Genomic DNA, 25560 nt, shown 5'->3' on the forward strand with positions numbered 1-25560 from the left:
TCGTGATGTGAGCGAGGCTTCTAGCGCTCCGGTGTCGCCCCACCGGCCTCGGAGAGCACGCCGCCGTCCAGGCCTAGGCGGCGGGTGATCCCGAGCGACGCCAGAAACGCTTCGTCGTGGCTGACCACCACGAACGCGCCCTGGTAGGCCTCCAGCGCGCTCTCCAGTTGCCCGACGCTCACCAGGTCGAGGTTGTTCGTGGGCTCGTCGAGCAGCAGCAGCTGCGGGGCCGGCTCCGCGTAGAGCACGCAGGCCAGCGTCGCGCGCAGCCGCTCACCCCCGGAGAGCGCCCCGACCGGCAGGTGCGCCCGGCTACCGCGGAACAGGAACCGCGCCAGCAGCGTCAGCCGCTCGGACTCGGGCCGGTCGGGGGCGAACGCGGCGAAGTTCTCCGCCACCGTGCGCTCGAGGTCGAGCAGATCCAGGCGCTGGGACAGGTACGCGACCCGCCCCGGCCCGTGGCGCAGCACCCCGGCGTCCGGCGACCCACCCGACAGCAGCCGCAGCAGCGTCGACTTGCCTGCGCCGTTCGGGCCGACCAGCGCGATCCGCTCCGGGCCCCGGATCGTCAGGTCGACGCCGTCCCCGGCGAAGAGCGAGCGGACCCGCAGACGCTCGCCGCTGAACACGGTGCGCCCGGCCGGTACCCGGGTTCCCGGCAGGTCCAGCGTGATCGTCGCGTCGTCGCGCAGCGCGCGCTCGGCGTCGTCGAGGCGGGCCTGGGCGCCCTCCAGGCGGGCGGCGTGCATGTCGTTCGCACGACCCGCTGATTCCTGGGCCCCCCGAGCCATGTTACCGGCGAAGATCTTCGGCAAGCCTGCGCTCTTGAGGTTGCGTGAGGCGGTGCTCGCGCGTCGCGCGGCCCGTTCCCGGGCCTGTTGCGCTCCCCGTTTCTCCCGCTTGACCTCCTGCTCCGCGCTGCGGACGTTCTTCTCGGCCACCTCCTGGGCGGCCGCGACCGCCTCCTCGTACGCGGTGAAGTTGCCGCCGTGCACGTGCAGTTCGCCGCGGTGGAGTTCGGCGATGCGGTCCATCCGGTCGAGCAGCGCCCGGTCGTGGCTGACGACGAGAACGCAGCCGCGCCACTCGTCGAGAACGCGGTAGAGCGCGTGCCGGGCGTCGGCGTCGAGGTTGTTGGTGGGTTCGTCGAGCAGCAGGACGTCGGGCCGGGCGAGCAGGCGCGCCGCGACGCCGAGCGAGACGACCTCGCCGCCGCTCAGCGTGTCCAGACGCTGGTCGAACGTGAGCCCGCCGAGGCCGAGCCGGTCGAGCTCGGCCCGGGTGCGGTCCTCGATGTCCCAGTCGTCGCCGATCGCGGCGAGCACCGCCTCGCCGGCGTCACCGGCCTCGAGCGCGTTCAGGGCCTGGATCACCGGTGCGACGCCGAGCACCTCGGCGACGGTCGGGTCACCGGTGAGGGGGAGTGTCTGCGGGAGGTACCCGAGCGTTCCCGAGACGGTCACGCTCCCGGCGGCCGGCCGGAGCTCGCCGACGATCAGCTTGAGCAGCGTGCTCTTCCCGGAGCCGTTGGGGGCGACGAGACCGGTGCGGCCACCGCCGAGTGTGAACGACAGGGAGTCGAAGACCGGAGTGCCGTCCGGCCAGGAAAAGGACAGGTCGGAACAGCTGACGAACGCAGTGGACATGCCAAGCCTTCACGGGGGAACGCGGGCACGCCACCGGCGGGCCCGAACGGATCAGGGAACGACGAAATGGCCACGTCGGCGCACGGCGCCGGTGGCTCACCCCCGGAACTCATCCGGAGATGTCGTCGTCTCCCGCCACGGTTCGCTCCTCGGATCACCGATCTGACGTTTCGACGGTAGCAGGGCTCAGCGCTCGCCCGCCCGGACGACGAGCCGGGTGGGGGTTCCGGTGCGGTCGCCCGCGGCGAGGGCGACCTCGTGGGGGTGGGGTGCGCGCGGGCCGGACGAGCTCGGCGGCCGGAGTCTCGGCGGGTCGGATCCGGCCGGGGGAGCGCGGTGCGTCCCGGGCGGAGGCGTCACCGGCGGCGGTGGGGTGGTCTCCCGGGCCCGGTCGTGGCGCAGCGTCGCCAGGTAGATCGCGACCTGGTCGGCGGCCCGGCTCAGGTCCAGGCCGAGCCGCTCCTCGATCCGGCCGAGCCGGTAGAGCAGCGTGTTGCGGTGGATGTGCAGGGTCGCGGCCGTGGCCGTGCGGTCGAACCCGTACGCCACCAGCGCGTGCAGCGTCGCCCGCAGGTCGTCCGGCAGCGGGTCGTAGACGCGGGCGGCCAGCGCGTCGCTCACCTCGGGGCAGAGCTCCACCAGCACCTCGGGCGCGAAGTCCGCGAGCCCGATCTGGCCGGTGCGCCCCCGCCGCATCGCGACGTCGATGACGACGTGCAGGTCGTGGCAGGCGGCGCCGAGCCGGCCGCGCGATGCGGGCGGCCCGACCGCGACCGCGACCTCGTCCAGACCGGCCAGCAGCTCCAGCGCGGACTGCGACCGGCAGATCCCGTCGATCCGCGTGCCCTCGCTGAACGCCAGCACACCACCGGCCGCGGTCAGCTCCGCGGCGAGGCGGGCGTGGTCGGCGGCGCTGCCGTCGCGTCGCGCGGCGGTGAACGGCAGGTAGGGACCGTTCGTGGAGAGCCCGATGTCGTCGGCCAGCTCGACCAGGTCGGCGGTGAGGGCGGCGGCGCCGTCCAGCGCGTCGAAGAGCCGGCGGAAGCGGCGCTCGCGCTCGGAGCGGCGCAGGTCGCGATCGTCGAGGCTGGCCTGGACGATCGCGGCCGTGGTCAGGTTGACGTAGGCCATCATCTCCTCGGTCACGGTCACGACCGCCGCGAGGTCCTCCGCCCCGGCCGCCGACCGGACCGCCCGGGAGGCCGCCTCGGCCGCGACCCGGTAGGAGCGCAGCAACTCCTCGACCGGCGACTGGGACGCCGCCGCCGCCTGCCGGACGAGGGCACGCAGTTCGGCCCGGGTCGGCTGTTCACCGGAGTGCAGCATCCGGGTGAACATCCGCACGTGGTCGCGGACCAACGGCGGCACCGCCGTCCAGCGCGGGTTGCCGGCCCGCGGTTCGGCGGAGCTGTGGCCGTCCAGCCCGCGGCTCGCCCGCAGCGCCTGCAGGACGGCATCGGCGACGGTGTCCCGGTCGAGCGCGTCGATGAGACGCCGGACGCGTGCACGATCGGACATCGAGGAGGGCTCATCGGACTCCGGCATGGGACCTGAGCTTGCCCGCCATTTCTCGATGGGACGGCCGGCGGGGACTGCGATAGGTCACCGATCGGGTTTCCTTAAGGTTTCCAGGTCGGCCTCGATTCAGCTCGTCAAGTGACGTAGAGAACCTGTCTGTCTGGGCGAATTGCGGCTCGGAGTAGCTCTCTGGCCTGCGGAGTCGCAAATGGTCGGTCCCTTGTGGAGACGAAGATCCGCACCATATTGACCGGCGGTCGTCACGCCTCTAGATTGCCGAATCACGGCCCGGCCTTATGTGTCTCACGCCACAGGGCATCGATGCCAGGAGGTTCACCGTGCGGATCCGGATGGCGTCCCTACTCGCAGGCGCGCTCGTCGCGTCGACGCTCGCCGCTTGTTCGTCGAGCGGCGGTGATTCCGAGACCGGTCCGATCCGGATCGGGTTGACCGTGCCCTTGACCGGCAACTACCAGGCGCTGGGCACCGGCGATCAGCAGGGTGCGCAGATCGCCGTCGAACAGATCAACGCCGACGGCGGGATCGACGGCCGGAAGATCGAACTCGTCATCAAGGACGACAAGACCCAGCCCGACCAGTCGGTGCTGGCGTTCAACGCGCACAAGAACGAGGGCGCGGTCGCGGTGATCGGCTCCTCGTTCTCCAACTCCGCGCTCGCGGCGATCCCGCTGGCCGAGCGCGCGTCGATGCCGTACCTGTCGCTCGCCGCGGCCGATCAGCAGGTCGATCCGGTACGCAAGTTCGCGTTCCAGATCCCGGCCCGCTCGTCCACCTACGCCGAGCAGACGCTGAAGTACCTGCAGGCCACCAAGATCACCAAGATCGCGCTGGCGCACGACACGAAGAGCTCCTACGCGGTCGCCGGGTACGACGCGGTGAAGGAAAAGGCGTCGCAGTACGGCGTGACGGTCGTCGTCGACCGGACGTTCGACACCGGCACGCAGGACTTCAGCGCGGTGTTCGCGCCGGTGCGCACGTCCGGGGCGCAGGCGCTGTTCTTCTGGGCCACCGGTCCGCCGGCCGTGATCGCCACCAAGCAGTTCGCGGCCTCGGGCCTGTCGATCCCGCTGATCCTCACCGGCGCGCAGGGCACCCCGCTGTTCAGCAAGCCGGCCGGCGCGGCGGCCGACAAGGTCGTGCTCTCCACGTCGATCGGCGTGATCGGCAAGGACCTGCCGGCCGGCGACCTGAAGCAGGCCGTCGACAAGCTCGCCGGTGACTACCAGAAGAAGTACGGCACGTACCCGCCGCAGTTCGCCGCGGACGGGTACTGCGGGGTGATCGTGCTGGCCGAGGCGATCCGCAAGGCCGGGAGCACCGACGGCAAGAAGGTGCAGGCCGCGCTGGAGAAGCTGTCGCTGCTGACGCCGAACGGGCGGTACGAGTACAGCGCCGACGACCACTCCGGCCTCTCCACCGACAACATCGCGATCGCCCGGATCACCGGTGGGGCGTTCGTTCCGACGACCTGGATGACCGAACAACTCACGACGAACCTCCCGAAGTGACGCCGCCGGTCCTGCGGCTGGAGGGGCTCTCCCGCTCGTTCGGCGGGGTGTTCGCGGTCCGCGACGTGAGCCTCTCCGTCCCCTCCGGACAGACCCGGGGCCTGATCGGCCCGAACGGCGCCGGCAAGTCGACGCTGTTCAACCTCGTCGCGGGCCTGCTCCGGCCGGACGCGGGGGTGGTGGACCTCGGTGGCGACGAGGTCACCCGGTTACCCGCGCACCGCCGGGCGGCCTCCGGCGTCGCGATCGTCTTCCAGGGCGCGCGGGTGTTCCCCGGGCTCACGACGCTCGAGAACGTGATGGTCGGCGCGCACACCCAGGTCCGGCACGGGTTCCTCGCGGCGGCGATCCGGTCGCGGCGGTGCCGGCGCGAGGAACGGGACGTACGGTCGTCCGCGCTGGCCGCGTTGGAGCGGGTCGGGCTCACCGAGTGGGCCGACGTACCGGCCACCTCGCTGCCGCTGGGCCAGCAGCGGCGCACGCAGCTGGCGCGGGCACTGTGCGCGCGGCCGCGGCTGCTGCTGCTCGACGAACCCGCGGCCGGGCTGCGCGGGGCCGAGCGGTCGGCGCTCGCGGAGGTCATCGAGGGCCTGCGTGGCGAAGGCCTGACGATGATGCTCGTCGAGCACGACGTCGGCTTCGTCTCCCGGCTCGCCGACCGGGTCACCGTCCTCGACCTCGGCGCGGTGATCGCCGAGGGCACCCCGGCCGAGGTACGCCGCGACCCCGCGGTCGTCGCCGCCTACCTGGGCCCGGAGGCCGTCGACGCCGTGGCCGGCGGAGAGGGGGAGCCGGATGCTCGAGGTGCGTGAGCTGGTGGTGCGCTACGGCACCGCCACCGCGCTCGACGGGATCGACCTGGACGTCGCGCCCGGCGAGATGGTGGCGCTCGTCGGTGCCAACGGCGCCGGGAAATCCACGCTCGTCAACACGCTGTCGGGCATCGTCCGCCCGGCGGCGGGGCGCGTCCGCCTGGACGGGCGGATGGCCCAGGTGCCGGAGGGGCGGCAGCTGTTCGCCACGCTGAGCGTCGAGGACAACCTGCGCCTCGGGGCGTGGCGCAACCAGCGGTCCCGGCGTGACCCGGCGCGTATCTACGACCTCTTCCCCGATCTCGTGCGCCTCCGGCAGCAGCTCGCCGGTTCGCTCTCCGGCGGCCAGCAGCAGATGGTGGCCGTCGGCCGCGCGCTGATGGCCGACCCCGACCTGCTCGCGGTCGACGAGCTCTCGCTCGGGCTGGCCCCGCTCGTGGTCCGTGACCTCGCCGCGCACCTCGCCGAACTCAACCGGGACCGCGGCCTTGCCGTGCTCCTGATCGAACAGGAGACGACGCTGGCGTTCGAACTCTGCGGCCGCGGTTACGTGCTCGAAGCGGGCCGCGTGGTCGCCTCCGGTCCCTCGGCCGAGCTGCGGGCCAGCCCCGCCGTGGCCGCCGCCTACCTCGGCGGGCTCGCGCCCGCGCCCACCGGCCCGGCCGACGGGGGCGACGCATGAGCGAGTTCCTGGGGTATCTCGTGGCCGGCACCGCGCTCGGCTGCACGATCGCGTTGCTGGCCAGCGGATTCGTGGTCGTGCACAGGGTCACCGGGGTGGTGAACTTCGCCCAGGGCATGTTCCCGGTGGTCGCCGGGCTGGCCGCCGGTTCGCTGCTCTCGGCGCACTGGCCGCACGGTATCGCCGAGCTCGGCGGGGTCGCGCTGGCCGGCGCGGTCGGGCTGGTCGTCGGCATCGTCGCGATCGGCAAACCCGGCACCCCGCCGCTGGCGTCGCTGGTGATCACGTTCGGGCTCGGGTTCCTCGGCTACGCGATCGAGATCATCGTCTGGGGCGACCAGCCCCGCGGCTTCGACGGCCTGTCCGGCGTCGTGACGATCGGCGAGGTCCGGATCCAGCACCAGTGGCTGCTCGTGATGCTCGTCGCGGCCGGTACGTTCGCCGCCCTCGGCGCGTTCTTCGGCCGCACCTACCTCGGCAAAGGGCTCACCGCCTGCGCGGCGAACCCCTACGCCGCCCGGCTGGCCGGCATCGACGTGCGCCGGATGGGGCTGTACGCGTTCGGGCTGGCCGGTGTGCTCGGCGGCATCGCCGGGGTCCTGCTGACCCCGCTGCAGTCGATCGCGTTCGACCGGGACGTCGCGCTGGCCGTCAACGGGTTCGCCGCGGCCGTCCTCGGTGGCCTCGACCGGCCGGGCACCGCGCTCGCCGGCGGCCTGCTGCTCGGCATCGGCCAGACCCTGTTCGCCGGCTACGTCGACGGGTCCTTCCAGACCGAGGTCGCGCTCGGCTTCATGGTGCTCGTCATGGTCGTCCGGGCCGTCCGCCAACCCCAGGCGGTGGCGGTGTGAACCGGCTCGTCGGGATCGGGTTCCTCGTCGTCACGATGAGCCTGCCGCTGGTGCTCGACGACACGCGGCTCTCGATCTACGTCCTCATGGGCCTGGCGGTGCTCGCCGTCACCGGCATCAGCCTCCTGATGGGATACGCCGGGCAGGTCTCGCTGGGGCAGGCCGCGTTCTACGGGATCGGCGCGTACACCGCCGCGGTCCCGGCCGTGCACGGGTGGCCACCGATCGTCGGCCTGCTCGCCGCCCCGCTGGTCGCCGCCGGAGCCGCGGCGCTGCTCGGCGCGCTGCTGCTCCGGCTGCGGGGCCACTACCTCGCGTTCGCGACGCTCGCGCTGCAGCTGATCATCCTGTCGGTGGCCGCCGAGATCGAGTTCTTCGGCGGCGCGATCGGCCTGCAGGGCATCCCGCAGTTCGGAATCGGTTCGGTGACGCTCGACGAGCCCCGTGAGTACGCCTGGCTCACCTGGGCCGCGGTCGCGCTCGTGCTGCTGCTCACCGCCAACATCGTCGCCAGCCGCCCCGGCCGGGCGTTGCGTGCTCTCGCCGGCAGCGAGCAGGCCGCCGCGGCCAGCGGAGTGCCGGTGATCCGTTACAAGGTCACCGTGTTCGCGCTGTCGGCGGCGTTCGCCGGTCTGGCCGGCGGTATCTACGCGTTCTTCCTCGGCTACATCGCGCCGGGCTCGTTCACGATCGCGATGTCCGTCGAGTGGGTGGTGATGGCCGTGTTCGGCGGGCTGGGTACCCGCTGGGGCCCGGTCGTCGGCACGGTCGCGGTCACGCTCGTCGTCCAGGTGCTCAACGACCTGAGCACCCGGCCGGGCGCGCCCAGCTACGCGCCGACCGTCCTCGGGTACGCCGCGTACGCCGTCCTGCTCATCGGCGTACTGCTGTTCATGCCGGCCGGGGTGGTGCCGTGGATCGGCAATCGCCTGCGCCGGCGCCGGAAAACCCCCGACGAGCCGATTCGTATGATCCCGGAGTGGCCACCTCGACGAGAGCAGACGTCGCGGGCCACCACACCTCCATGACGACGGTCCAGCTGCCCCGCCGGCAGGCCGGGACGTCGCCCCAGCACCTCCTGGTGACCCTCCTCGGCGACTACTGGAACGGCCGCCGGGAGCACTTGCCGTCGGCGGCGCTCGTCGCGCTGGTCGAGGAGTTCGACGTCGGCGAGGTGAGCGCCCGGGCCGCGCTGCGCCGGCTGGCCCGGCGGGGCGTGCTGGAGTCCAGCAAGGTGGGGCGCAACACCTACTACGGCCTGTCCGCGTCGGCGACACGCACGATCGTCCAGAGCTCGAAGCGCATCGTCCACCTGGGAACCCGCGAGGAGTCGTGGGACGGCGTCTGGACCGTCGCGACGTTCTCGCTCCCGGAGGAGCAGCGCGACCTGCGCCACCTGCTGCGCAGCCGACTGCGGTGGCTGGGGTTCGCCCCGCTGTTCGACGGGGTGTGGGTCTCGCCGCGCGCGGCGACCGCCGAGGTGCGTGAGTTCCTCGACGAGCTCGCGATCAGCACGGCCGCGGTCATGCGGGCCGAGGAAGCGGTCGGCACCCCGCTCATCTCGGCCTGGGACCTCGACGAGATCCGGCACGCCTACGAGTCGTTCCTCGCCGACACGCTCCCGCTGCGTGAACGGCTCGACGGCGGCGACGTGGGGTCGGCCGAGGCGCTGATCGCGCGCACCCGGCTGATGGACGTCTGGCGGACGTTCCCCGCGCTCGACCCCGACCTACCCGAGCGGGTGCTGCCTGCCGACTGGCCCCGGCGGCGGGCCCGGGTGGTGTTCGGCGACCTCTACGACGCGCTCGGGCCGCTCGCCGAGGCGCGGGTGCGTCAGGTGCTCGCCCGGTTCGACGCGGCCCTGGCCCCGCTGGTGCGCCATCACACCACTACCGAGCTGACCATCTGAGCGTGCCGTTCGCGGTGTCGCGGGCCAGCTCCCGGGAGAGGGCCAGCGCGGCCGTGCGGACCGCGGGCGCGAGCCGCTCCAGGTCGAGGTGCTGCGCCCACCCGGTGATCGAGATCGCCGCGATCACCGAACGCTGGTGGTCGAACACCGGCGCGCCCACGGCCGAGACGCCGACCTCGGCCTCTTCCCGGTTGACGCCGTAGCCCCGCTCGAGCGTGCGGGCGAGCTCCTGGCGCAGCAGGCCCGGCATCACGATCGTGCGTGGCGTCAGCCGGGTCAGGCCCGCCTCCACGACCTGGCGCAGCCGGTCGGGTGACCCGTAGGCGAGGAACACCTTCCCGGTGGCCGTGCAGTGCGCGGGGAGCCGCCCGCCGACCCGCGACACGATCGGCGTCGAGCGGCGTCCACTCACCTTCTCCAGGAACAGCGTGTCGTTGCCGGCCGGCACGGTGAGGTGGATGTTCTCGTGAGTGGCCTCGTAGAGGTCCTCCAGGTACGGCAGCGCGGCCTCGCGGAGCTCGCGGTGGCGGGGCACGCGCTGGCCCAGCACGAACAGGCTCATGCCGAGCCGGTAGCCGCGGGTCGTGCGCTCCAGACCGCCCCAGGTGACCAGCTCGTTGAGCAGCCGGTACGCGGTCGGCTTCGGCAGGCCGGTGCGTTCGGACAGCTCGGAGAGGCTCAGGTCGACGTCGTCGGGCCCGAACGCGTCGAGCAGCCGCAGCCCGCGTGCCAGCACCGACTTCGGGACGACGTCACTGCCGTCCCCGCGCCCGGGTTCCATCCGCTGATCGTGGCGGCGGGCGTACCGCGCCGCAATCGTCTTCAGGTCGCCTCTGCGCTGGACCGACCGCTGGCTGCGGTGAACGCGTGCGTGGTCACCGGAACCTCGACGAGCAGGGGCTGGGTCCGGTCGCCGGCCCCGGCGACGAGGGCGCGCAACTCGTCGGTGTGGCCGACCCGCGTCGACGCCAGACCGAAGAGTCGCGCGGCGGCCTGCCAGTCGAGTCCGGGCAGGTCGAGACCCAGGTAGGTGTCCTGCTCGGTGGAGCGGCTCTTCGTGCCGTCGAGCGTGTCCTTCAGCGTGCGGTACTCGCCGTTGTTCACGACCACGAACGTCACCGGGGTGTCGTAGCGCGCGGCGCTCCACAGTCCTTGCAACCCGAACATCGCCGAACCGTCGCCGAGCACCGCGACGACCGGGCGGGCCGGATCGCCGAGGCTGCTGCCGACCGCGGCGCCGATGCCCCAGCCCAGGCCGCCGCCGACGGTGTGCACGTAGGACTTCGGGCGGTCCGGGCGGTACACCGAGCGCAGCGCGATGCCGGCCGTGATGGCCTCCTCGACCACGACCGCGTCCGGCGGCAGACCCGCCGCCAGCGCGTGCATCGCGGCCAGCGGGTCCAGCGGCGCCGGCCCGTACCGCGCCCGCGCCGCGTCGTCGACCGCGTCCCGCTCCGCCGCGGTCTCCGCCGCCACACGCGCGGCCCGCTCCCCGATCCGCGCCAGCCGCCTCTCGACCGCGGCCGCGGTCGACGCCGCGCTGTCCGCCGCCTGATCCGCGGGCCCGGCGGCGAAGGCCGTCGCCAGCGCGGTGTCGAGAGCCCCCAGCGTGGGGCCGATCGCGCCGACCAGGCCGGCGGCGACCGGGAAGTTGCGGCCGACCTCGTGCTGGTCGGAGTCGAGCTGCACGACGGCGGTGCCGTCCGGAATCGCCGGCCCCGGCGTGTAGTGGTGCGGCATGAACGCATGGCATCCGACGATCAGCACGACGTCGTGCGGCTCCAGCGCCGCCCGGATCGACGCGTCGCGCGGCGGCAGCATGCCCCGGTGCAGCACGTGCCCACCGGGGAAGTTCACCCCGTCGAACATCGGCTGCGACCACACCACCGCACCGAGCCGCTCGGCCACCGCCACCAACGCCGGCACCGCGCCCTCCCGGCCCACCCCGTCCCCGGCGATCACCACCGGGGCCGACGCCCCGGACAGCAGGCTCACCGCGTCGCCCAGGGCGGTTGCGGCGGGAAGGCCGGCCACCCGCGACGGTTCCGGAACCGCGACCGGACCGTCCTCCTCGAGGAGGTCCATCGGGACCGACACGAACACCGGACCGGCCGGCGGACGTCGGGCCAGCGCGAACGCCCGGCGCAGCAGCACCGGCAGGTCGTAGGCCTGGTGCACCTCCACCGCGGACTTCGCGACCGGAGCCGCGATCCCGACCAGATCGCCGGACAGCATCGGGTCGGCACGCAGGTGCCTGCGGTCCTGCTGACCGGCCAGCACGACCATCGGCGTCCGCGACCGGCTCGCGTTGAGCAGCCCGATCAGCCCGTTCGCCAGGCCGGCGGCGACGTGCAGGTTCACGAATGCCGTCCGCCCGGTCGCGCGGGCGTACCCGTCGGCCATCGCGACCACCGAGGCCTCCTGCAGCCCCAGCACGTACCGCAGGTCGGGGGCGTCCACGAGCGCGTCGAGAAGCGGCAGCTCAGTGGTGCCGGGATTGCCGAAGACGTACTCGACGCCTTCGCCGCGCAGGATCTCCAGCAGTGCGTCCACGGGTTTCACGTGAGCTCCTCCGAGTGCGTCGGCGACCCGGGCGGAGCGTCAGCCCGATCGCGTCGGAGGACAAGCGGGGCATTCCGGTGAATGAAAAGCGGCTGTCAGTTGGCCCAGGTGGTGTAGGCACGGACGTGGCGGGCGGGCAGCGGATGGCCGTAGTGCCACCCCTGCGCCCGGTCGACGCCCAGCCGCCGGGCCAGGCCGGCCTCGGCGATGTTCTCGATGCCCTCGACGGTCGTCGTGAGGCCGAGACGCTGCGCCAGCGCGGTGACCGTCACCAGCACGTCGGTGCCGGCCTGCGCGGCCGGGAACGGCAGCTGACGCACCGGGTCGAGCAGCGCGCCGGCGAGCTTCAGACCGTGGATCGGCAGCACGGGGAGCATCGCCAGCCGGGACAGCCCGGTGCCGAAGTCGTCGAGCGTGAGCTGGGCGCCGGTCGCGGCGAGCCCTCGCAGGACCGGGAGGTCGGCGTCGGTGAGCGAGACGTCCTCGGTGATCTCCAGGTGCAGGAGCTCCGGGGCGAGGCCGGTGCGGTCGAGCAGGTCGCGGATGTCGTCGACCAGGGCGGGATCGCGCAGCTCGGCGGGGGAGAGGTTCACGCCGACGAAGAGCGGCCTGGCCGCCTCGCGCTGCCAGCTCACCGCGGTCTCGCACGCCTCCGTGCGCAGCCGCTGACCGAGCGCGCGGAACAGCTCGGACTCCGACGCGTCGGGCAGGAACGCCGCCGGGGGCAGCGTGCCCCGGACCGGGTGCTCCCAGCGGGCCAGCGCCTCGAAGCCCAGCAGCCGCTCGTCGTCGAGCGCGACGATCGGCTGGAAATAGGGCACGACCTCGCCGCGGTTCAGTGCGGCGGGCAGCTCGGAGCGGTATCCGGTGTCGAGCACGCGCCCGGTGCGGCCGGTTCGTCCGGCGCCGGTCGTGTCCGGGGTGTCGTCGGTCGCCCTGGTCCCGGTCGTGGTGGTCTCCTCGGTGGGAAGGTTCGCGGCGGCCAGCTGGGTACGCAGAGCGCGCTCGGCGCGCTGGCGCGCGACCAGGTCGGACGTTCGGATCGCGTCCTGCTGCTCCAGCGTCCGATCGTGGGCCGCTCGCGCGAACCCCACTCCGACCGCCCCCACCAGTGACGCCAGCCGCTGCGGCAGCGCGCCGTCCGCGGGATCGACGCCCAGTTCGGCCGGCAACCGGGTGCCGAGCAGATACAACGTCCGGCCGAGCGCGTCCGGCGCGGCGAACCCGATCGTCACCACGCCCTCGCCGATCGCCCGTCCGGCCGCCGCCGAGTCCGTGAGCCCGTGCAGCGCGTCCGCGGCCTGGTCGACGAGCAGGCGTAATCGCTCGACGATCACCGTCCGGTCGTCGGCCACCCAGCTCGTGCCGCTCAGGTTGCGGGCCCACTCCCACGCGAACACCGCGATGTCGACCGCGCGGTTGTGCTCCGCGCGACCGGCTCGCTGATCAGGCGCGGACGTCACCGTGCCCGAAACCCACTCCGGACGGTCCACGCGCTGGCTCCCGGGTGTAGGCGGTGGTTGGGCGATCCTAAGACCACTGTGGCCGGTGGTTGTTTCCGAACAACGTACGTTGAGCGCTTTTCTCATACTTTCTCGTTCGACGAGCGAAGCCCCGGCCGACGAGGGCGACCGGGGCTACGTCGGTGGTGCTATGGGGTGCGGGGTGTCATGGGGCCGCAGGGTGTATCGGCGCGGGGTGCATCGGGCGCGGGGTGTTATCGGGCGCGGGCCATGCGCGGGCCGCCGAGCGGGTCGGAGCCCATCAGCGGCACGACCCGGTCACCCAGCGGGTCGTCGTCGATCAGCTGGTGGGTGCCGGTCTGCACGCCGGAGGGCTGCGCGAACCGGCCGGCCAGGTCCATCGGCGTCGCGCCGTCGAGCGACTCGGAGAACGACGACGTCAGGTAGCTGCGGATGCCGGTGAGCAGCCGCTCGGTGTCGGCGCGGGGGCGCACGACCAGCCGCACGAACTGGCTGGTGATGCCGAGCTTGTTGCCGCACTCGCGGATCAGCACGCCGTGCCGCTGCAGCAGGTAGTCGCGCAGCCGGGGCCCCTCGACCTCGGCCGGCAACTTGACCAGCACGAAGTTGCCCTGCGACGGGAAGACCTGCATGCCGGGGATGCGGCGCAGCTCGTTGATCATCTCGTAGCGGTCGCGGGCCAGCAGGCGCAGGCTCTCGCGGTACTCACCGAGGTGGTCGCGGAGCATGAACACGACGCTCTCGGCCAGCGAGTTGAGGTTCCACTTCGGTAGCCGGGACCCGATCTTCTTGACCAGCGCCGGGTTGCCGACGACGTACCCGAACCGGATGCCGTGCAGGCCGAAGTTCTTGCCGAGGCTCTTGAGCACCACGACGTTGTTGCGCAGCATGGCTTCCTGCGCGATCGACGGCCGGTGCTCGGCGTCCACGAAGTCGATGAACGACTCGTCGACGACGACCAGATCGCGGTCGGCGAGCGAGTCGACGAACCGGAGGACCTCCCACTTCGGGATGTAGTTGCCGTCCGGGTTGTTCGGGTTGCAGACCACCGCCACCCGCGAGCCGCGCTCCCGGATGAACTCGATGTACGCGTCGATGTCGAGCGCGAACCCGCCGGCCTCCGGCAGCTGGAACATGTCGACGCGCTTGCCGGTCTCGAGCGACTGGTCGGTCCAGCGGCCGAACGTCGGCACCGGGGTGGCCATGCTCTCGGTGATCAGGAGGTGGTCGATCCAGGTGATCAGCTCGGTGGAGCCGTTGCCCATGGCGATCGTCTGCGGCGGCATCTGCAGGAGGCTGGCGAGCTGGCCGGTGATCGCGCCCGCGTCGGTCGGGTAGTACTTGAGCATCGTCTCGAGCTTGGAGGCCAGCTCGGCGAACATCTCCGGGGTGGGGAAATACGGGTTGCAGGGGATGCAAAAGTCGGAAAGGTCCTCGGCACCGGCGCCCATACTGCGTGAAAGGGTGGCGTACGACGGGCTGTGGTTGCCCTGTCGGAACATGCCCAGGTCCATCGAGTGCTTCACGCAGGTCCTTCCATCGGGCCGGTCTAGGGGGTTACGCGGCTCGCAGGCGGTGCACTCTCACAGACGGGTTGCGGGGGACGGTGGTTCACCTGAGTTGCTGGTGTGAGGCACGTATTCTGCGGCGGTGAGCTTCGCCGCGACCGCCCTGGTGACCGCGCTCGGAGCGGGGTGCGCGGCGGGCACGCTGTGGCTGGCCCGCCGAGCCGAACAGGCCGAGCGCTTGACCCCGCCGGAGTCGTCCGGGGCTGGTGCGGTGGGTTCGGTGGCCGCGCGGTCGGGCGAGGTGGGGTCGCCGACTGCGGGCGCCGGTGGGGTGAGTGCGGCTGCGGCAGCGGTGGGTGCGGCTTCCGGGGGTGCGGCTTCCGGGGGTGCGGCTTCCGGGGGTGGGGCCTCGGTCGGGGGTGGGGCTTCGGGCGGGGAGGGGCGTTGGTGGGAAGCCGAGCCGTGGTGGGAGTCCCTTTCGGAGGACGAGCGGCGCTGGGTGGTCCGCAATCTCGCCGAGGCCGGTCATGCTCCCGAGGTGGACGTCGATTGACTCGTTGACAGGTTGCTCTAGTCTCCGCGCTCAACCGAGCGCCACCGCATTGGTGGTGTGCGAGTGACTGGAGGGATCGGATGCATCCGGACGGAGAGTTTGATAAGGGGTTAAATGGGGCGGTGATCGTGGCGGAGCCAGTGTCGGCTCCGGGCGACTCCGCAGTGCCGCCCGCTCCGGCGGTTTCCCCGCCTGGTGAGTCTCCAGTGAACGACGACGCACCGCCGGCCAGGAAAGCGTCGACCGCCCGCAAGACCTCCGCTCCCCGGAAGCCCTCCACCGCCCGCAAGGCGCCTGCCCCCCGGAAGGCGCCGGCCCGAAAGCCTCCCACCACTCCGACCCCTGATGCCGCCGCGGCTCCCGAGGTCGCTGCGGCTCCCGAGGCTGTCGCGGCTCCCGAGACCGCTGCGATTCCCGAGGCTGTCGCGGCTCCCGAGACCGCTGCGATTCCCGAGGCTGCGGCGGCTCTCGAGGCTGCTGCGGCGGCTCACAAGGCTGGGGCGGCTCGTGAGGCTGGGGCGGCTCGTGAGGCTGGACCGGTTCCCGAGGCTGGGGCGGCGCATGAGGCCGCGACGGCTCCTGGGGCCGCGACGGCTCCTGAGACCGCGACGGCTCCTGAGACCGCTGTGACTCCCGTGACTCCCGAAGCTCCGGCCAGGGTGAAGACTCCGGCGGCCCGGAAAGCGCCTGCTCGGAAAGTGCCTGCTCGGAAAGCCACTGCTCGGAATGCCGCTGCTCGGAAAGCGCCCGCCGCTCCGGAAACGTCTGCCACTCCGGAAACGTCTGCCGCTTCGAAAGTGTCCCCTGCGCGGAAGGCTCCGGCTCCCCGGAAAGCTCCGATCGCCCGGAAAGCTCCGGTCGCCCGGAAAGCCGCAGCGTTCGAGGAATCCCCAGTAGTTCAGACGGCCGATACGGCCGAGGCGGCTCGTGCAACCAAGGCGGCTCGTGCAACCAAGGCGGCTCGTGCAACCAAATCAGCGCCTGCAGCTGCGGTCGCTCCTGCCGCCGAGCTGACCCCGGCGATCGAAGTTGCTCCGGCGATTCAGGCAGCCCCCGCGGTTCAGGCCGCTCCCGCGGTTCAGGCAGTCCCCGCGGTTCAGGTGGATTCGGCAACCGACCTAGCTTCGGTCTCCTCGATCGAAGAGGAGCGAGTGAGCGCTCTGGCACCGGTCGGTGAGACGATCGCCCCAGAGTCCAGCGCGATTGCATCGATCGGTGCAACGGATAGCGCGGCTTCGCGGCCCAAGACCCTGATCATCGAGCGGATCCTGCGCGACCGTGAAGGCCTCTGGCGCGACGTCCTCGCCGAGCGGAATCTCAACACGGTGCTGCGTCGCATGCTGGTCAGCTCGGTGATCTCGCTCGCGCTCTACGGGCTGGTGCTCGGCGCTTCGGCCGGACCGTTGCAGGCCGTCTCGTCGGCGGTGAAGCTGCCACTGCTGTTCCTGCTCACGCTGGCGATCTGCCTTCCGACGCTGTACCTGTTCAACCTGGTGTTCGGTGCCCGGTTGTCGATCCGGCAGGCGTTGGCGCTCGTGTTGGTGGCGATCACGGTCACCGGCGCGCTGACCCTCGCGTTCGCGCCGATCAGCCTGTTCTTCCTGGTCACGTCGAGCGACTACTCGTTCTTCAAGCTCCTCAACGTCGGCATCCTGATGCTGACCGGGTTCATCGGGCTCAGTCTGATGGTCGACGGCATGCGTGGTCTGAACCGCCTCTCGGGCCACGAGCCCGCTCCGCGCCCGGAGCCCCGCACCGCCTGGGACGCCCTCGACGCCAACGTCCACGGCCACTACGCGATCCACGGCGCCCCCGGCCTCCACCCCACCCCCGGTATGCACCCCACCCCCGGTATGCAGGCCGCCCCCGGTATGCAGGCCGCCCCCGGTATGCAGGCCGCCCCCGGTATGCAGGCCACCCCCGGTATGCACCCCGCTCCAGGTACACACCCCGCACCGAGTACACACCCCGTACCGGGTACACACCCCGCGCCTCGGGTCGAGACCGCGCCCGGCGCCTTCGATCGGCCGGTCAACACCCGGCTGCTCTACGTCTGGGCGCTGCTGTTCGGGTTCGTCGGCACGCAACTGGCCTGGACCCTGCGGCCCTTCATCGGGGAGCCCAACCACCCCTTCCAGCTCTTCCGTGACATCGAGGGCAGCTTCTACTCCAACGTGCTCTCCACGATCGCTTCGCTCTTCTGAAACGACAGAAACCCGCCCCGGCGCGAAACGCCGGGGCGGGTGACACATCGATGAAGCTCGTACCGGGTGCCCGTCGGCAGGTACCCCATCGATGCGGGTGTCGCCGGCCGTCACGCGGCCGGCCGCCGGGTCAGCCCGTCGCCGCCAGACGACGACCGTCGCGCGACAGGATGCCGGTGGGAACCTCCACCGGGCGACGCGGCGCGGAGAGCTCGTACCGCGGCTTCGCGTAGAGCAGCTCACGAGCCACCGTGACGAACTCCGACGGCGCGTTGATCGCCACGACGCCGACCAGGTCGCGGCCACGGTAGTGGCAGGTCAGAACGCCGTTGCGAGCGGTCTTGCGGTGCCCGGGGCGACGCTCGAGCCGACGCACGTCGCTCTCGTCGGAGATGTCGCCGCAGACCTGGACGCGCAGGCCCAACTGCTGCGACCAGTAGCGGGGGAGCAGGATCGCCGGGTGGCTGGCCGCGTCACCGGCGAGCAGCGACCGGGCCGCCTGCTGACCCTGCTCGAGCGCGGCGATCCACTGGCCGACCCGCCCGTTCTTGCCGTTCATCCAGTAGTTCGGCCACTTCGCCAGCGCGCCGGCCGCGACGACACCCGGAACGGCGTTGCCGTCGGTGTCCAGGACGCGCAGCGCGTCGTCGCAGATCACGCCGTCGGACGTGTCGATGCCGGTGCCTTCGAGCCAGGAGATCGAGGGCTTCTCACCGGCGGTCATCACGACCATGTCGGCGTTCACGCGGTCGCCGTTGTCGAGCGTCAGCTGCCACTTGTCGCCCATGCGGTCGGCGGCCTTGACCCGGCGGCCGAGGCGCATGTCGATGCCGTCCTCGATGTGCTCCTCGGTCATCAGCTCGGCGGCCGTCGCGTCCAGCACGCCGTTGAGGACGACGTTCCGCGGGTGGATGAGCGTGACGTTCTTGCCCATGCCGCGGATGCTGCAGGCCAGCTCGGTGCCGGTGAAGCCGCCACCGACGATCGCGACGTGCTCGGCGGTGCGCAGCCCGACCCGGATGTTCCAGGCGTCCTCGATGTCGTGGACGATGTGCGGGGTCGCGTGGCCGGACCACATGCTGTTGAGCATCGGGCGGGCGCCGTTCGCGATCACCAGACCGTCGAACCGGAAGCCCTCGCCGGTGTTGGCCCAGACGACCCGCTCGTTCATGTCACAGGCGACCGCGGTGCGTCCGAGGCTCCAGTTGATCTCCCAGCGCTTGTCGGTGACGCCGATCCGCGCGTCCTTGGGGCGCTGGGTGCCGGTGATGAGGCCCTTGGAACAGGCCGGTCGGTCGTAGGAGCCGCCCGGGTCCTGGCAGAGCAGCTGGATCTGGCCGCGGAAGCCGAGACGCCGGAGCTCCTCGCCCGCCGCGGTGCCGGCGGGACCACCGCCGACGATCAGGATCCGATCGGCCGGCCCCAGATTCGCCAGTGACTTCTGGGGCGCGAGGCGGGAGATATTTGCCGCTCGCCTCTGCATCACTTACCTCCTCGGGGGCGAAGCCCCGTGACGTTGTTGAACTGGCCGGTGTTGTCCCTGCGTTCCGGTCGGTTGGGTACCGACCGCAGCGGGGGCGGAGGCGGAGGGTTCACGGGCTGACCGTGTCGCCGGCCGGGGCCACCGGGAGGGAAAGGCCCGAGCCGGCCGGTGGGCCGCGGCGCGCCGGGCCCGCTCGAAGCGCCGGCCGGGACCGGCATCGGACCGGACGGCTGGGACGGTGCCGCCGGGCTGGTGGGCATGTCCGGAACGGCCCGAGGGCCGGGGGTGGGCACGTCCGGAACGGCGCGGGGGCCGTCGACCGGGGAGACCGGCGCGATGTGCGGGACGACGGTGGTCTCGCGGTTGTCGCTGGGGACACCGGGAGCGTAGTCCTGGCCGGGGCCGGTCGTGGGGCCGATGTTGAGCTTCTGCCCGGTGCTCTCGGCGCCCGGCGGGATCGTCAGGTCGAACGGGACGCCGGGGCCGGTCATCGTGATGGCCCGGGCGGGGCAGATCTTCACCGCGTTGTAGACCTTGTCGACCTCGTGCGGCTCGACCGTCGTCCGGTAGGCCAGGCGGCCGGTGTGCTGCAGCTTGAAGACCTCCGGCGCCTCGTGCTCGCAGAACCCGAACCGGGCGCAGACGTGCGGGTCGACGTTGACGGTCGTGGTGTTGACCCGCTTCTCGTGGAGCCCCACCGCGACGGTCTCCAGCCGCTTGCCGTACTTGTTCGGGCCGACCGCGAGCCAGAAGCCGGTGGCGATCACCCAGGACGCGATGACGGCCCAGGTGACCAGGCCCTTGACCTCGGAGCCGGTGAAGACCAGGTGCGCCGCGGTGACCGTGTAGGCCGCGTAGGCGGTGGAGTGGAGCATCCGCCAGCGCGCGTGCCCGAGCCGGCGCTGCACCGGCACCGACAGCGCGATCGCGATGAACATCTCCATGCAGAGCGTGCCCAGCCCGACGCCGATCGGCTTCGTCGGGTTGATGAACGGAATGAACTCGTCGATGACGCGGACGTACGTGCCGGGAGCCGCCAGCTGGGCGAGGCCGTGGACGATACCGAGCGCGAGTCCCCCGATCGCGAACGACATGTGCATGTTCTTCAGCGACGCGTGCTTGATCCACGGCAGGGACCAGGAGCGGCCGAGCGCGGTGCCCATCAGGATGCTGATCCACAGTGCGATCGTGGAAGCGAATCCCACAGCTGCCGCGACTACGTGCACAGCGGCCGCGGCCGCGGCGTCCTCAGCGGATGCCGCCAGCAGGGCGGGTTCCATTCACGTCCTCCTCGTAGTTCCACCGGCCGTCGCGCATCTGCGTCCCTGCAAAGAGTCCGGCCGATCGGACGGGCGTCCGATCGGCCGGTGCTCCCGATCCCCTCGGGATGCGCACCGTCCTATCCGTGTGACGGGTGAGGCGGCGCGCCGGTTCAGAGGTTTTTTCTCAGCAGCGTCGACCCGAGTTGATGCACTGCACGACGCGGTTCATCAGACCCTCGTCCATGACGTTGATGAAGTCGTCGTGGTCGTTGATCGGCTTGTGCAGCTGCTCCGGGAAACCGTCGACGGCGAAGTTCGGACCGGCCGGGACGTTGTAGGTCAGCGTCATCGTCAGCTGCGGGATCGCCTTGAAGCCCGACGGGCAGGCGCCGGTACGCGGGTCCGAGAAGGCGACGTGCGAGCGGTGGTTGGCGCTGTCGGCGTTCACGCCGTCCCAGCAGTTCTGGAACGCGAACGTCCGCTGCAGGCCACGACCGCCCGGGCAGAGCGGGTACTTGTCGGTCGTGATCCGGTTGGTGAACCCGGTGCAGGTGAAGTGCGCGTTCGCGTTGGCGCCACCGTTGGTGAAGGCCTTCGCGTCACCGGTGATGATGCGCAGGAACTTCGGCATCGCCACGACCTTCTGGGTCGGGTTGCCCTTGTACTGGATGGTGAACTTCGGAGTCAGCGGAGCACCCTCGTTCAGGTCCTCCTCCAGCTCGTTGGTGAAGCGCTGCGGGGTGTCCTTGGTGATGTCGCGGACGACCGGCCAGTAGTACGTGGACTTGTCACCGTTGGTGCAGGTGGTGCCGCCGGCGGCGAGGCTCTCGTCGGTCGACTTGCCGCTGGTGGTCGTGTTGCCGGCGTACTCGTGCAGGTGGTGGGCACCGTTGTCGACACCCGGCGCGACGATCACGTTGTCGGAGTTGAAGCCGTTGGGGTTGATGCTGCAGTTCACGCGGAACGAGCCCCGCGAGCCGTTGCGGTTGCCCCGCGGCGCGGCCTGCTGGTTCGGGCGCACCTGGCGGATGTTGATGAAGTCCTCGGGAACCGGGCCCCGGGCCGGAGCCGCGGTCTCTTCGCCGTCGCCCTCGGCCGGCTCCTCGCCGTTCTGGCCGCCGCCGTTCTCGTTGCCCTCGCCCTGGCCGTCGCCCTCGCCCTGGCCGTCACCGTTGCCCTGGCCGTCACCGTTGCCCTGGCCATCGCCATTGCCCTGGCCGTCACCGTTGCCGTTGCCCTGGCCGTCGCCGTTTCCGTCGCCCTGGCCGTCACCCTCGTCGTCCGGGTTCTCGGAGTTGGCCGGATCCGCGGTGGACGATGCCTGCGGGTTGCCGCTCTGCGTCGGCTTGCCGTGGCCGTGACCCCAGTTCTGTCCGGCCTTCTTCCAGCCGTAGTTCTGCCGGTCTCCGCGGAGTCCCGCGGACGCGGTTCCGACCCCGAGGGCCACCACCATCGTCGTCACGACCGCCATGATGATCAGCGATCGGCGACGGAACTGGTTGGGGGGCCGCTTGTGCCTCTTGGGTCCAGTCATGCGGGTGTTGTCTCCTCAGTAGGGGTAGGCAGAGGTGCTCGGGTCTGCCCACCAGGGCGGTTCACAGGCCCCTCATAGATCTCGCCCTCACTACGGAGCGCGGGCGAGTCCGGTTCAACGCGATCGGCGCTGTAGACCAGCCGGAGCGCACGAGGCGCCCGGTGCCGTCCACTGTTTCCGCTGCTCAGCGGCGTACGGCGGGCGGAATATTCACGTCCGGCAACGGCCGGAGATTCGAAATTTTCGAACTTCTCCTCGACGGGTCCCGCATTTTCTGGCCACTCAGCGTCACTATCAGCCGCGTGGCGCGGTGCGGGGACCGCCGCTCGCCGGGACTCGACGGCGAGCATGCTCGCCGCCCAGGCCCGGGCGTCCACATGGTCAGGAACCGGCCCGTCGTCCAGGCAGGCTTCCTCGACCCAGTCGTCGTGCATCCAGGAGTCGTCCGGGCGGGCCGCGGTCTGCACCCGGGCCACGCCGATCCAGGCACCGGCTTCGCGGGGTATCCGCGACCGGGTGCGCCAGGACTCAGGATCTCTGAACTCGCTCATCGGATTACGCTCCTCGGCGGATCCGGCGGACGCTGACCAGACCGATGAGCGCGGCAGCGGCCAACATCGCGACGATTGCCATGGTTCGCATGCCCGGGGAGCTCTCGGAGAGGCCGCCCGAACCGCTTGTGGACGACGCCTGGGAGAGAACCGGTGCCGGCAGGTCGTCGAACGCGACCAGGCCGGTGCTCTCCAGCAGCGTCATGTGCCGCATGACGACGGTGTTCGCCGTCTGGGCGTACGCCCGGATGATCGGGTTGCGGGTACCCGTCCGCACCTGGGCGATGATGTTGAAGACCGTGCCGTGCGCGGCCCGGAGCCGGTCGGCGAACAGCCGGTCGTAATCCGCGCCGCTCGCCTTGGACAGCTCGGCCATCCAGCCCTGCTGCAGTTCCGAGGGCGTGCTCGGCAGCACGACGTCGAGGTCGGCGGCCAGCTTGCGGACCGAGTCGTCGAGCTTGCGGTGGTCGGCGGCCAGCTGCCGGCCGACGGCCTTCACGATCGGGCTCTCGGCCTTCTGCTGCGCCTGCTCGCCGGACGGGATCTCCCACAGGCCGGCCTGCCGCACCTTGATCAGGAGCTGCTTGTCGGCCTCGGTGAGCGGGATCGACCGGGCGGTGGCCAGGTCGGGGTTCGGCGGCAACGGCTCCGGGCTCTCGCTGGTGACGACCGCGTCGGACGGCTGGTCCTTCGTGGTGTCCCGGACGTTGCCGCTCCCCGTGCCGGCGTCCGACGCCGGGCTCTCCTCCGCGACCGGGACGGTCGCGACTTCGGCCGCGTGCGCGGCCGTTCCGCCGATCGCGGTGGTTCCGATCGCGATCACGCCGGTGGCGATCAACGCGACGAGAAGGGTTAGTGATCGACCAGGCAGGGCATCGGCGACGGTGCGCTGCACCCGCCGGTTACCCGGTGCGTTGTCTTTCCGACCGGTCATCGACCGCTCCCGAACGTCTGGAAGTAACAGGGGTCCCAGGGCGCCCCGGGTTTCCCCGAGGACTCGTTCTGCGCGACGAGGGCCGGCGCCGACCAGTTCAGCGCGGATCAATCGTTAAGCGGGAGATAAAGTTCGGCTGACCCGGGGTTAATGGGACGGCCGTCGTCCGCAAGTTTCTCCGTTGTTTATGAACCGCCGGTAGGCGCGGTCCGTGTTTTCGATCGCGCGACTCAGCCGGTCGCGTTCACCCCGACGCCACTGGGAGACCAGGACGATGAACGCGAGCATCCGCTCGGTCACGACACGCTCCGCCCTTGCGGCCGCTGGGCTGCTCACGGCCCTGGCGTTGACCGCGTGCGGCTCGACGTACGACGGCGCGTCGCAGAACACCGCCGCTACCGGGAAGCCGGCACCTGCGACCGCCGACGTGGTCCCGCCGGCGGACGAGGTCATTCCGAAGACCACGGAATCCGACGACAGCGAGAGTGCCGCCGGCGGTGACGCCGGCGCTTCCTCGGCCGACGTCGGCAAGAAGCCCACGACGCTCAAGCGCACGCGCACGAAGAAGATGGGCGACGTCGTCACCGACGAGCGCGGGTGGATCCTCTACCGCTTCGACAAGGACAAGCCGAAGCCGCCGGAGTCCACCTGCGAGGATGACTGCGCGAAGGTGTGGCCCCCGGTCGTCGCCGGTGACCAGAAGCTCGTTGGGCTGGACGCGGCCAAGGTGGGCGAGGTCACCCGCAAGGACGGCACGAAGCAGGTCACGCTGGGCGGCTGGCCGCTCTACTACTACCTGGGCGACAAGAAGCCGGGCGACTGGACCGGGCAGAACGTGGGCAAGGTGTGGTTCGCGGTGTCGCCCGACGGCACCAAGAACGTGACCTGCCTGCCGGAGAACCCGCCGAAGCCGCCGACGCCGCCGAAGGACACCGCCGCGCAGAGCGACGACGCCGATGCGGGGGACAGTGGGTACACCTACTGACGGGTGAGAACCACCCCATCACTGTCGGAGTTCGCCCTGGCGGCTCGCACCCGGTGCTAGTGCGGACTCCGGCCCAGCCCACCCGATCGCCGACTCGGATCGCGGTCGGGTGGGCCACTGGCCCGGTGACGCCACCACTGGGCCGGACGAGAAAGACCGCGGGGGCGGAAGGGGAACAAAGCTCAAATGGCGCGGAAGAACATGTGGTCGGCCTCCGCTGCGGTGGGCGACGCCGAACTCCGGGGCGTCCCGGAGGGGTACGCGCCTGAGCGTGACGGCACGATGGAACTCCCGCGTGCGATGCCAGGCCCGTCGTCCGGCGTGTACACGGTCGGCCGGTTGGGCGGAGCGCACCGCAAGAGCGACAAGCCGGGCCGGCAGGTCGACCCGACGGCGGGCCGCTCGAGTCGGTCCGGCCGCTCCGGACGCGCCGAGCGCGATCCCCAGGACACCGGCGAGTGGACGAGCATCTGGCCCGACGAACAGCCGACCGTGTCCCGGGCGATGCCGCAGCCCCGTCCCCAGCAGCCCCGCCCGCAGGACCCCCGCCCGCAGGAGCCGCGTCCGCAGCCGTCGTCGGGGTACGACCGCGGTCCGGCGGGCTACGACCGCGGACCCTCCGCGTACGACGCGGGCCCGGCCGGGTACGACCGCGGACCCGCGCCGCGTCCGGCGCCGACCAGCCCGGCCGGGCGCCCCGCGCCGCCGAGCCGCCCGGTGTCCAGCAGCCGCCCGGTGTCCAGCAGCCGCCCGACGTCCGGCTCGCGCACGGGCCAGCGCCGCGCCGGTGGCGAGCGCCGCGCGAAGGCCGGCTCGCGCCGGAGACCCTCGCGCCCGATGCGCTACACCGGTGCCCGCCGCAAGTTCTCCAGCTGGGCTCCGCTCGCCGGTGGTGTGCTGATGCTCGTTCTCGTGCTGGGCGCGACGATGCTCGCCGAGCGGGACCGCTACACCGGCAACTCCAGCTCCGCGCTCGGTAGCAGCAGCGCCCCGGCGAGCCAACCGGCCGCCGGGGCGAGGTCGGACCAGAAGAAGGACGACGCGACCGCGCAGGCCGCCGAGGCGGTCGCCGCCGCGATCAACAAGGACCTCGACAACCTGGGCTGCGGCCGGGTCGAGGTCGACCAGACGCTCGTCGCGTACGCCGGTGATCACGTCGACGACATGCTGACCCGCAATTACTTCAACACCACGACACCGGACGGCGACAGCTCGATCCAACGGGTGAAGAGCGTCGGCTACGACGGGACGAAGGTCGTGGAGTCCGTCGTCGCCGGTGCGGGTAATCCCGCTGAGGCGGCCCGTGCGGCGTTCCCGGCGCCGGACACCGCCGCCAACCTTCCGGCCACCGTGAAGGTGGTGTCCGGAGGCAAGCTGAGCTGCGGCTGGACCAAGGTAGGGGCGCAGGCACGGATGAACACCAAAAGCGTCGCGTACTGGTCGATCGTGCTCGGGCAGTGACCCGCGCGCCGGCCCCGGAGACAGGGGAGGGGTTTGTTGCCGGTTCCGGTCCGCATTACGTTGTGGCTCCGGTTGACTGGCTCCTGCCGTTG

General features: G+C 71.6%; 20 protein-coding genes. 10 read left to right on the forward strand and 10 right to left on the reverse strand.

What is annotated here, in order from left to right:
- Window positions 1-20: 20 nt before the first annotated feature.
- The gene (locus CRYAR_RS10325; protein WP_035850164.1) at window positions 21-1646 is read right to left on the reverse strand and encodes an ABC-F family ATP-binding cassette domain-containing protein; all 1626 of its coding nucleotides are present in this window, start codon (window positions 1644-1646) and stop codon (window positions 21-23) included.
- Window positions 1647-1832: 186 nt separating this feature from the next.
- On the reverse strand, window positions 1833-3164 hold the full coding sequence (locus CRYAR_RS10330) for a PucR family transcriptional regulator (protein WP_035850166.1): 1332 nt from the start codon (window positions 3162-3164) through the stop codon (window positions 1833-1835).
- Between the two features lie 338 nt (window positions 3165-3502).
- Here CRYAR_RS10330 and CRYAR_RS10335 point away from each other — a divergent pair, with 338 nt between their 5' ends.
- Genes CRYAR_RS10335 through CRYAR_RS10360 form a run of 6 tightly spaced genes read left to right on the forward strand, consistent with a single transcriptional unit; the run spans window position 3503 to window position 8947 of the window.
- On the forward strand, window positions 3503-4693 hold the full coding sequence (locus tag CRYAR_RS10335) for an ABC transporter substrate-binding protein (protein WP_211247375.1): 1191 nt from the start codon (window positions 3503-3505) through the stop codon (window positions 4691-4693).
- Window positions 4690-5505, forward strand: coding sequence for an ABC transporter ATP-binding protein (locus tag CRYAR_RS10340; RefSeq protein ID WP_051569994.1), 816 nt, complete (start codon window positions 4690-4692; stop codon window positions 5503-5505). Before CRYAR_RS10335 ends, CRYAR_RS10340 begins: the two co-directional genes overlap by 4 nt.
- Window positions 5489-6187, forward strand: a complete 699-nt coding sequence (locus tag CRYAR_RS10345) for an ABC transporter ATP-binding protein (RefSeq protein ID WP_035850169.1) — start codon at window positions 5489-5491, stop codon at window positions 6185-6187. Before CRYAR_RS10340 ends, CRYAR_RS10345 begins: the two co-directional genes overlap by 17 nt.
- Window positions 6184-7038, forward strand: coding sequence for a branched-chain amino acid ABC transporter permease (locus CRYAR_RS10350; protein ID WP_035850171.1), 855 nt, complete (start codon window positions 6184-6186; stop codon window positions 7036-7038). Before CRYAR_RS10345 ends, CRYAR_RS10350 begins: the two co-directional genes overlap by 4 nt.
- Window positions 7035-8066 carry a branched-chain amino acid ABC transporter permease gene (locus CRYAR_RS10355; protein ID WP_063725695.1) on the forward strand — a complete coding sequence of 344 codons (1032 nt, stop codon included), beginning with the start codon at window positions 7035-7037 and terminating at the stop codon, window positions 8064-8066. Before CRYAR_RS10350 ends, CRYAR_RS10355 begins: the two co-directional genes overlap by 4 nt.
- Window positions 8063-8947: a PaaX family transcriptional regulator gene (locus tag CRYAR_RS10360; RefSeq protein WP_035850172.1), complete on the forward strand. Its 885-nt coding sequence runs from the start codon at window positions 8063-8065 to the stop codon at window positions 8945-8947. Before CRYAR_RS10355 ends, CRYAR_RS10360 begins: the two co-directional genes overlap by 4 nt.
- Here the strand turns inward: CRYAR_RS10360 and CRYAR_RS10365 are convergent.
- The 4 genes from CRYAR_RS10365 to CRYAR_RS10380 form a co-directional block, all read right to left on the reverse strand.
- On the reverse strand, window positions 8928-9728 hold the full coding sequence (locus CRYAR_RS10365) for an IclR family transcriptional regulator (RefSeq protein ID WP_051569995.1): 801 nt from the start codon (window positions 9726-9728) through the stop codon (window positions 8928-8930). The genes CRYAR_RS10360 and CRYAR_RS10365 overlap by 20 nt on opposite strands.
- 41 nt (window positions 9729-9769) lie before the next feature.
- A complete protein-coding gene (locus tag CRYAR_RS10370; RefSeq protein WP_051569996.1) occupies window positions 9770-11509 on the reverse strand; it encodes a thiamine pyrophosphate-binding protein in 1740 nt (579 codons plus the stop codon).
- A 95-nt stretch (window positions 11510-11604) separates the two neighbouring features.
- Window positions 11605-13002: an EAL domain-containing protein gene (locus CRYAR_RS42925; RefSeq protein WP_051569997.1), complete on the reverse strand. Its 1398-nt coding sequence runs from the start codon at window positions 13000-13002 to the stop codon at window positions 11605-11607.
- Between the two features lie 224 nt (window positions 13003-13226).
- Window positions 13227-14519: a pyridoxal phosphate-dependent aminotransferase gene (locus tag CRYAR_RS10380; protein ID WP_211247376.1), complete on the reverse strand. Its 1293-nt coding sequence runs from the start codon at window positions 14517-14519 to the stop codon at window positions 13227-13229.
- Between the two features lie 124 nt (window positions 14520-14643).
- On the opposite strand from CRYAR_RS10380, the gene CRYAR_RS48540 reads away from it, so the two are divergent.
- Both CRYAR_RS48540 and CRYAR_RS10385 read left to right on the forward strand, forming a co-directional pair.
- Window positions 14644-15054: a hypothetical protein gene (locus CRYAR_RS48540; RefSeq protein ID WP_157017566.1), complete on the forward strand. Its 411-nt coding sequence runs from the start codon at window positions 14644-14646 to the stop codon at window positions 15052-15054.
- A gap of 1151 nt (window positions 15055-16205) precedes the next feature.
- Window positions 16206-17258 carry a hypothetical protein gene (locus CRYAR_RS10385; protein ID WP_211247377.1) on the forward strand — a complete coding sequence of 351 codons (1053 nt, stop codon included), beginning with the start codon at window positions 16206-16208 and terminating at the stop codon, window positions 17256-17258.
- Window positions 17259-17388: 130 nt separating this feature from the next.
- Here CRYAR_RS10385 and CRYAR_RS10390 read toward each other — a convergent pair whose 3' ends face one another.
- The 4 genes from CRYAR_RS10390 to CRYAR_RS10405 form a co-directional block, all read right to left on the reverse strand.
- Entirely contained in the window at window positions 17389-18741 is a 1353-nt protein-coding gene (locus CRYAR_RS10390) for an NAD(P)/FAD-dependent oxidoreductase (protein WP_035850173.1), read from the reverse strand.
- Window positions 18741-20021: a 4Fe-4S domain-containing protein gene (locus tag CRYAR_RS10395; RefSeq protein ID WP_084700311.1), complete on the reverse strand. Its 1281-nt coding sequence runs from the start codon at window positions 20019-20021 to the stop codon at window positions 18741-18743. Before CRYAR_RS10395 ends, CRYAR_RS10390 begins: the two co-directional genes overlap by 1 nt.
- 166 nt (window positions 20022-20187) lie before the next feature.
- Window positions 20188-21537 carry a DUF1996 domain-containing protein gene (locus CRYAR_RS10400; protein WP_084700313.1) on the reverse strand — a complete coding sequence of 450 codons (1350 nt, stop codon included), beginning with the start codon at window positions 21535-21537 and terminating at the stop codon, window positions 20188-20190.
- Between the two features lie 555 nt (window positions 21538-22092).
- Complete coding sequence (locus tag CRYAR_RS10405) at window positions 22093-23022, reverse strand: DUF4142 domain-containing protein (RefSeq protein ID WP_084700315.1); 930 nt, start codon at window positions 23020-23022, stop codon at window positions 22093-22095.
- Window positions 23023-23296: 274 nt separating this feature from the next.
- Between CRYAR_RS10405 and CRYAR_RS10410 the strand changes: the two genes are divergently transcribed.
- Complete coding sequence (locus CRYAR_RS10410; RefSeq protein ID WP_035850175.1) at window positions 23297-24007, forward strand: hypothetical protein; 711 nt, start codon at window positions 23297-23299, stop codon at window positions 24005-24007.
- Between the two features lie 186 nt (window positions 24008-24193).
- On the forward strand, window positions 24194-25468 hold the full coding sequence (locus CRYAR_RS46930; protein ID WP_157017568.1) for a CAP domain-containing protein: 1275 nt from the start codon (window positions 24194-24196) through the stop codon (window positions 25466-25468).
- Window positions 25469-25560: the final 92 nt, after the last annotated feature.

Source organism: Cryptosporangium arvum DSM 44712 (assembly GCF_000585375.1).
In the GTDB taxonomy this organism is placed as follows: domain Bacteria; phylum Actinomycetota; class Actinomycetes; order Mycobacteriales; family Cryptosporangiaceae; genus Cryptosporangium; species Cryptosporangium arvum.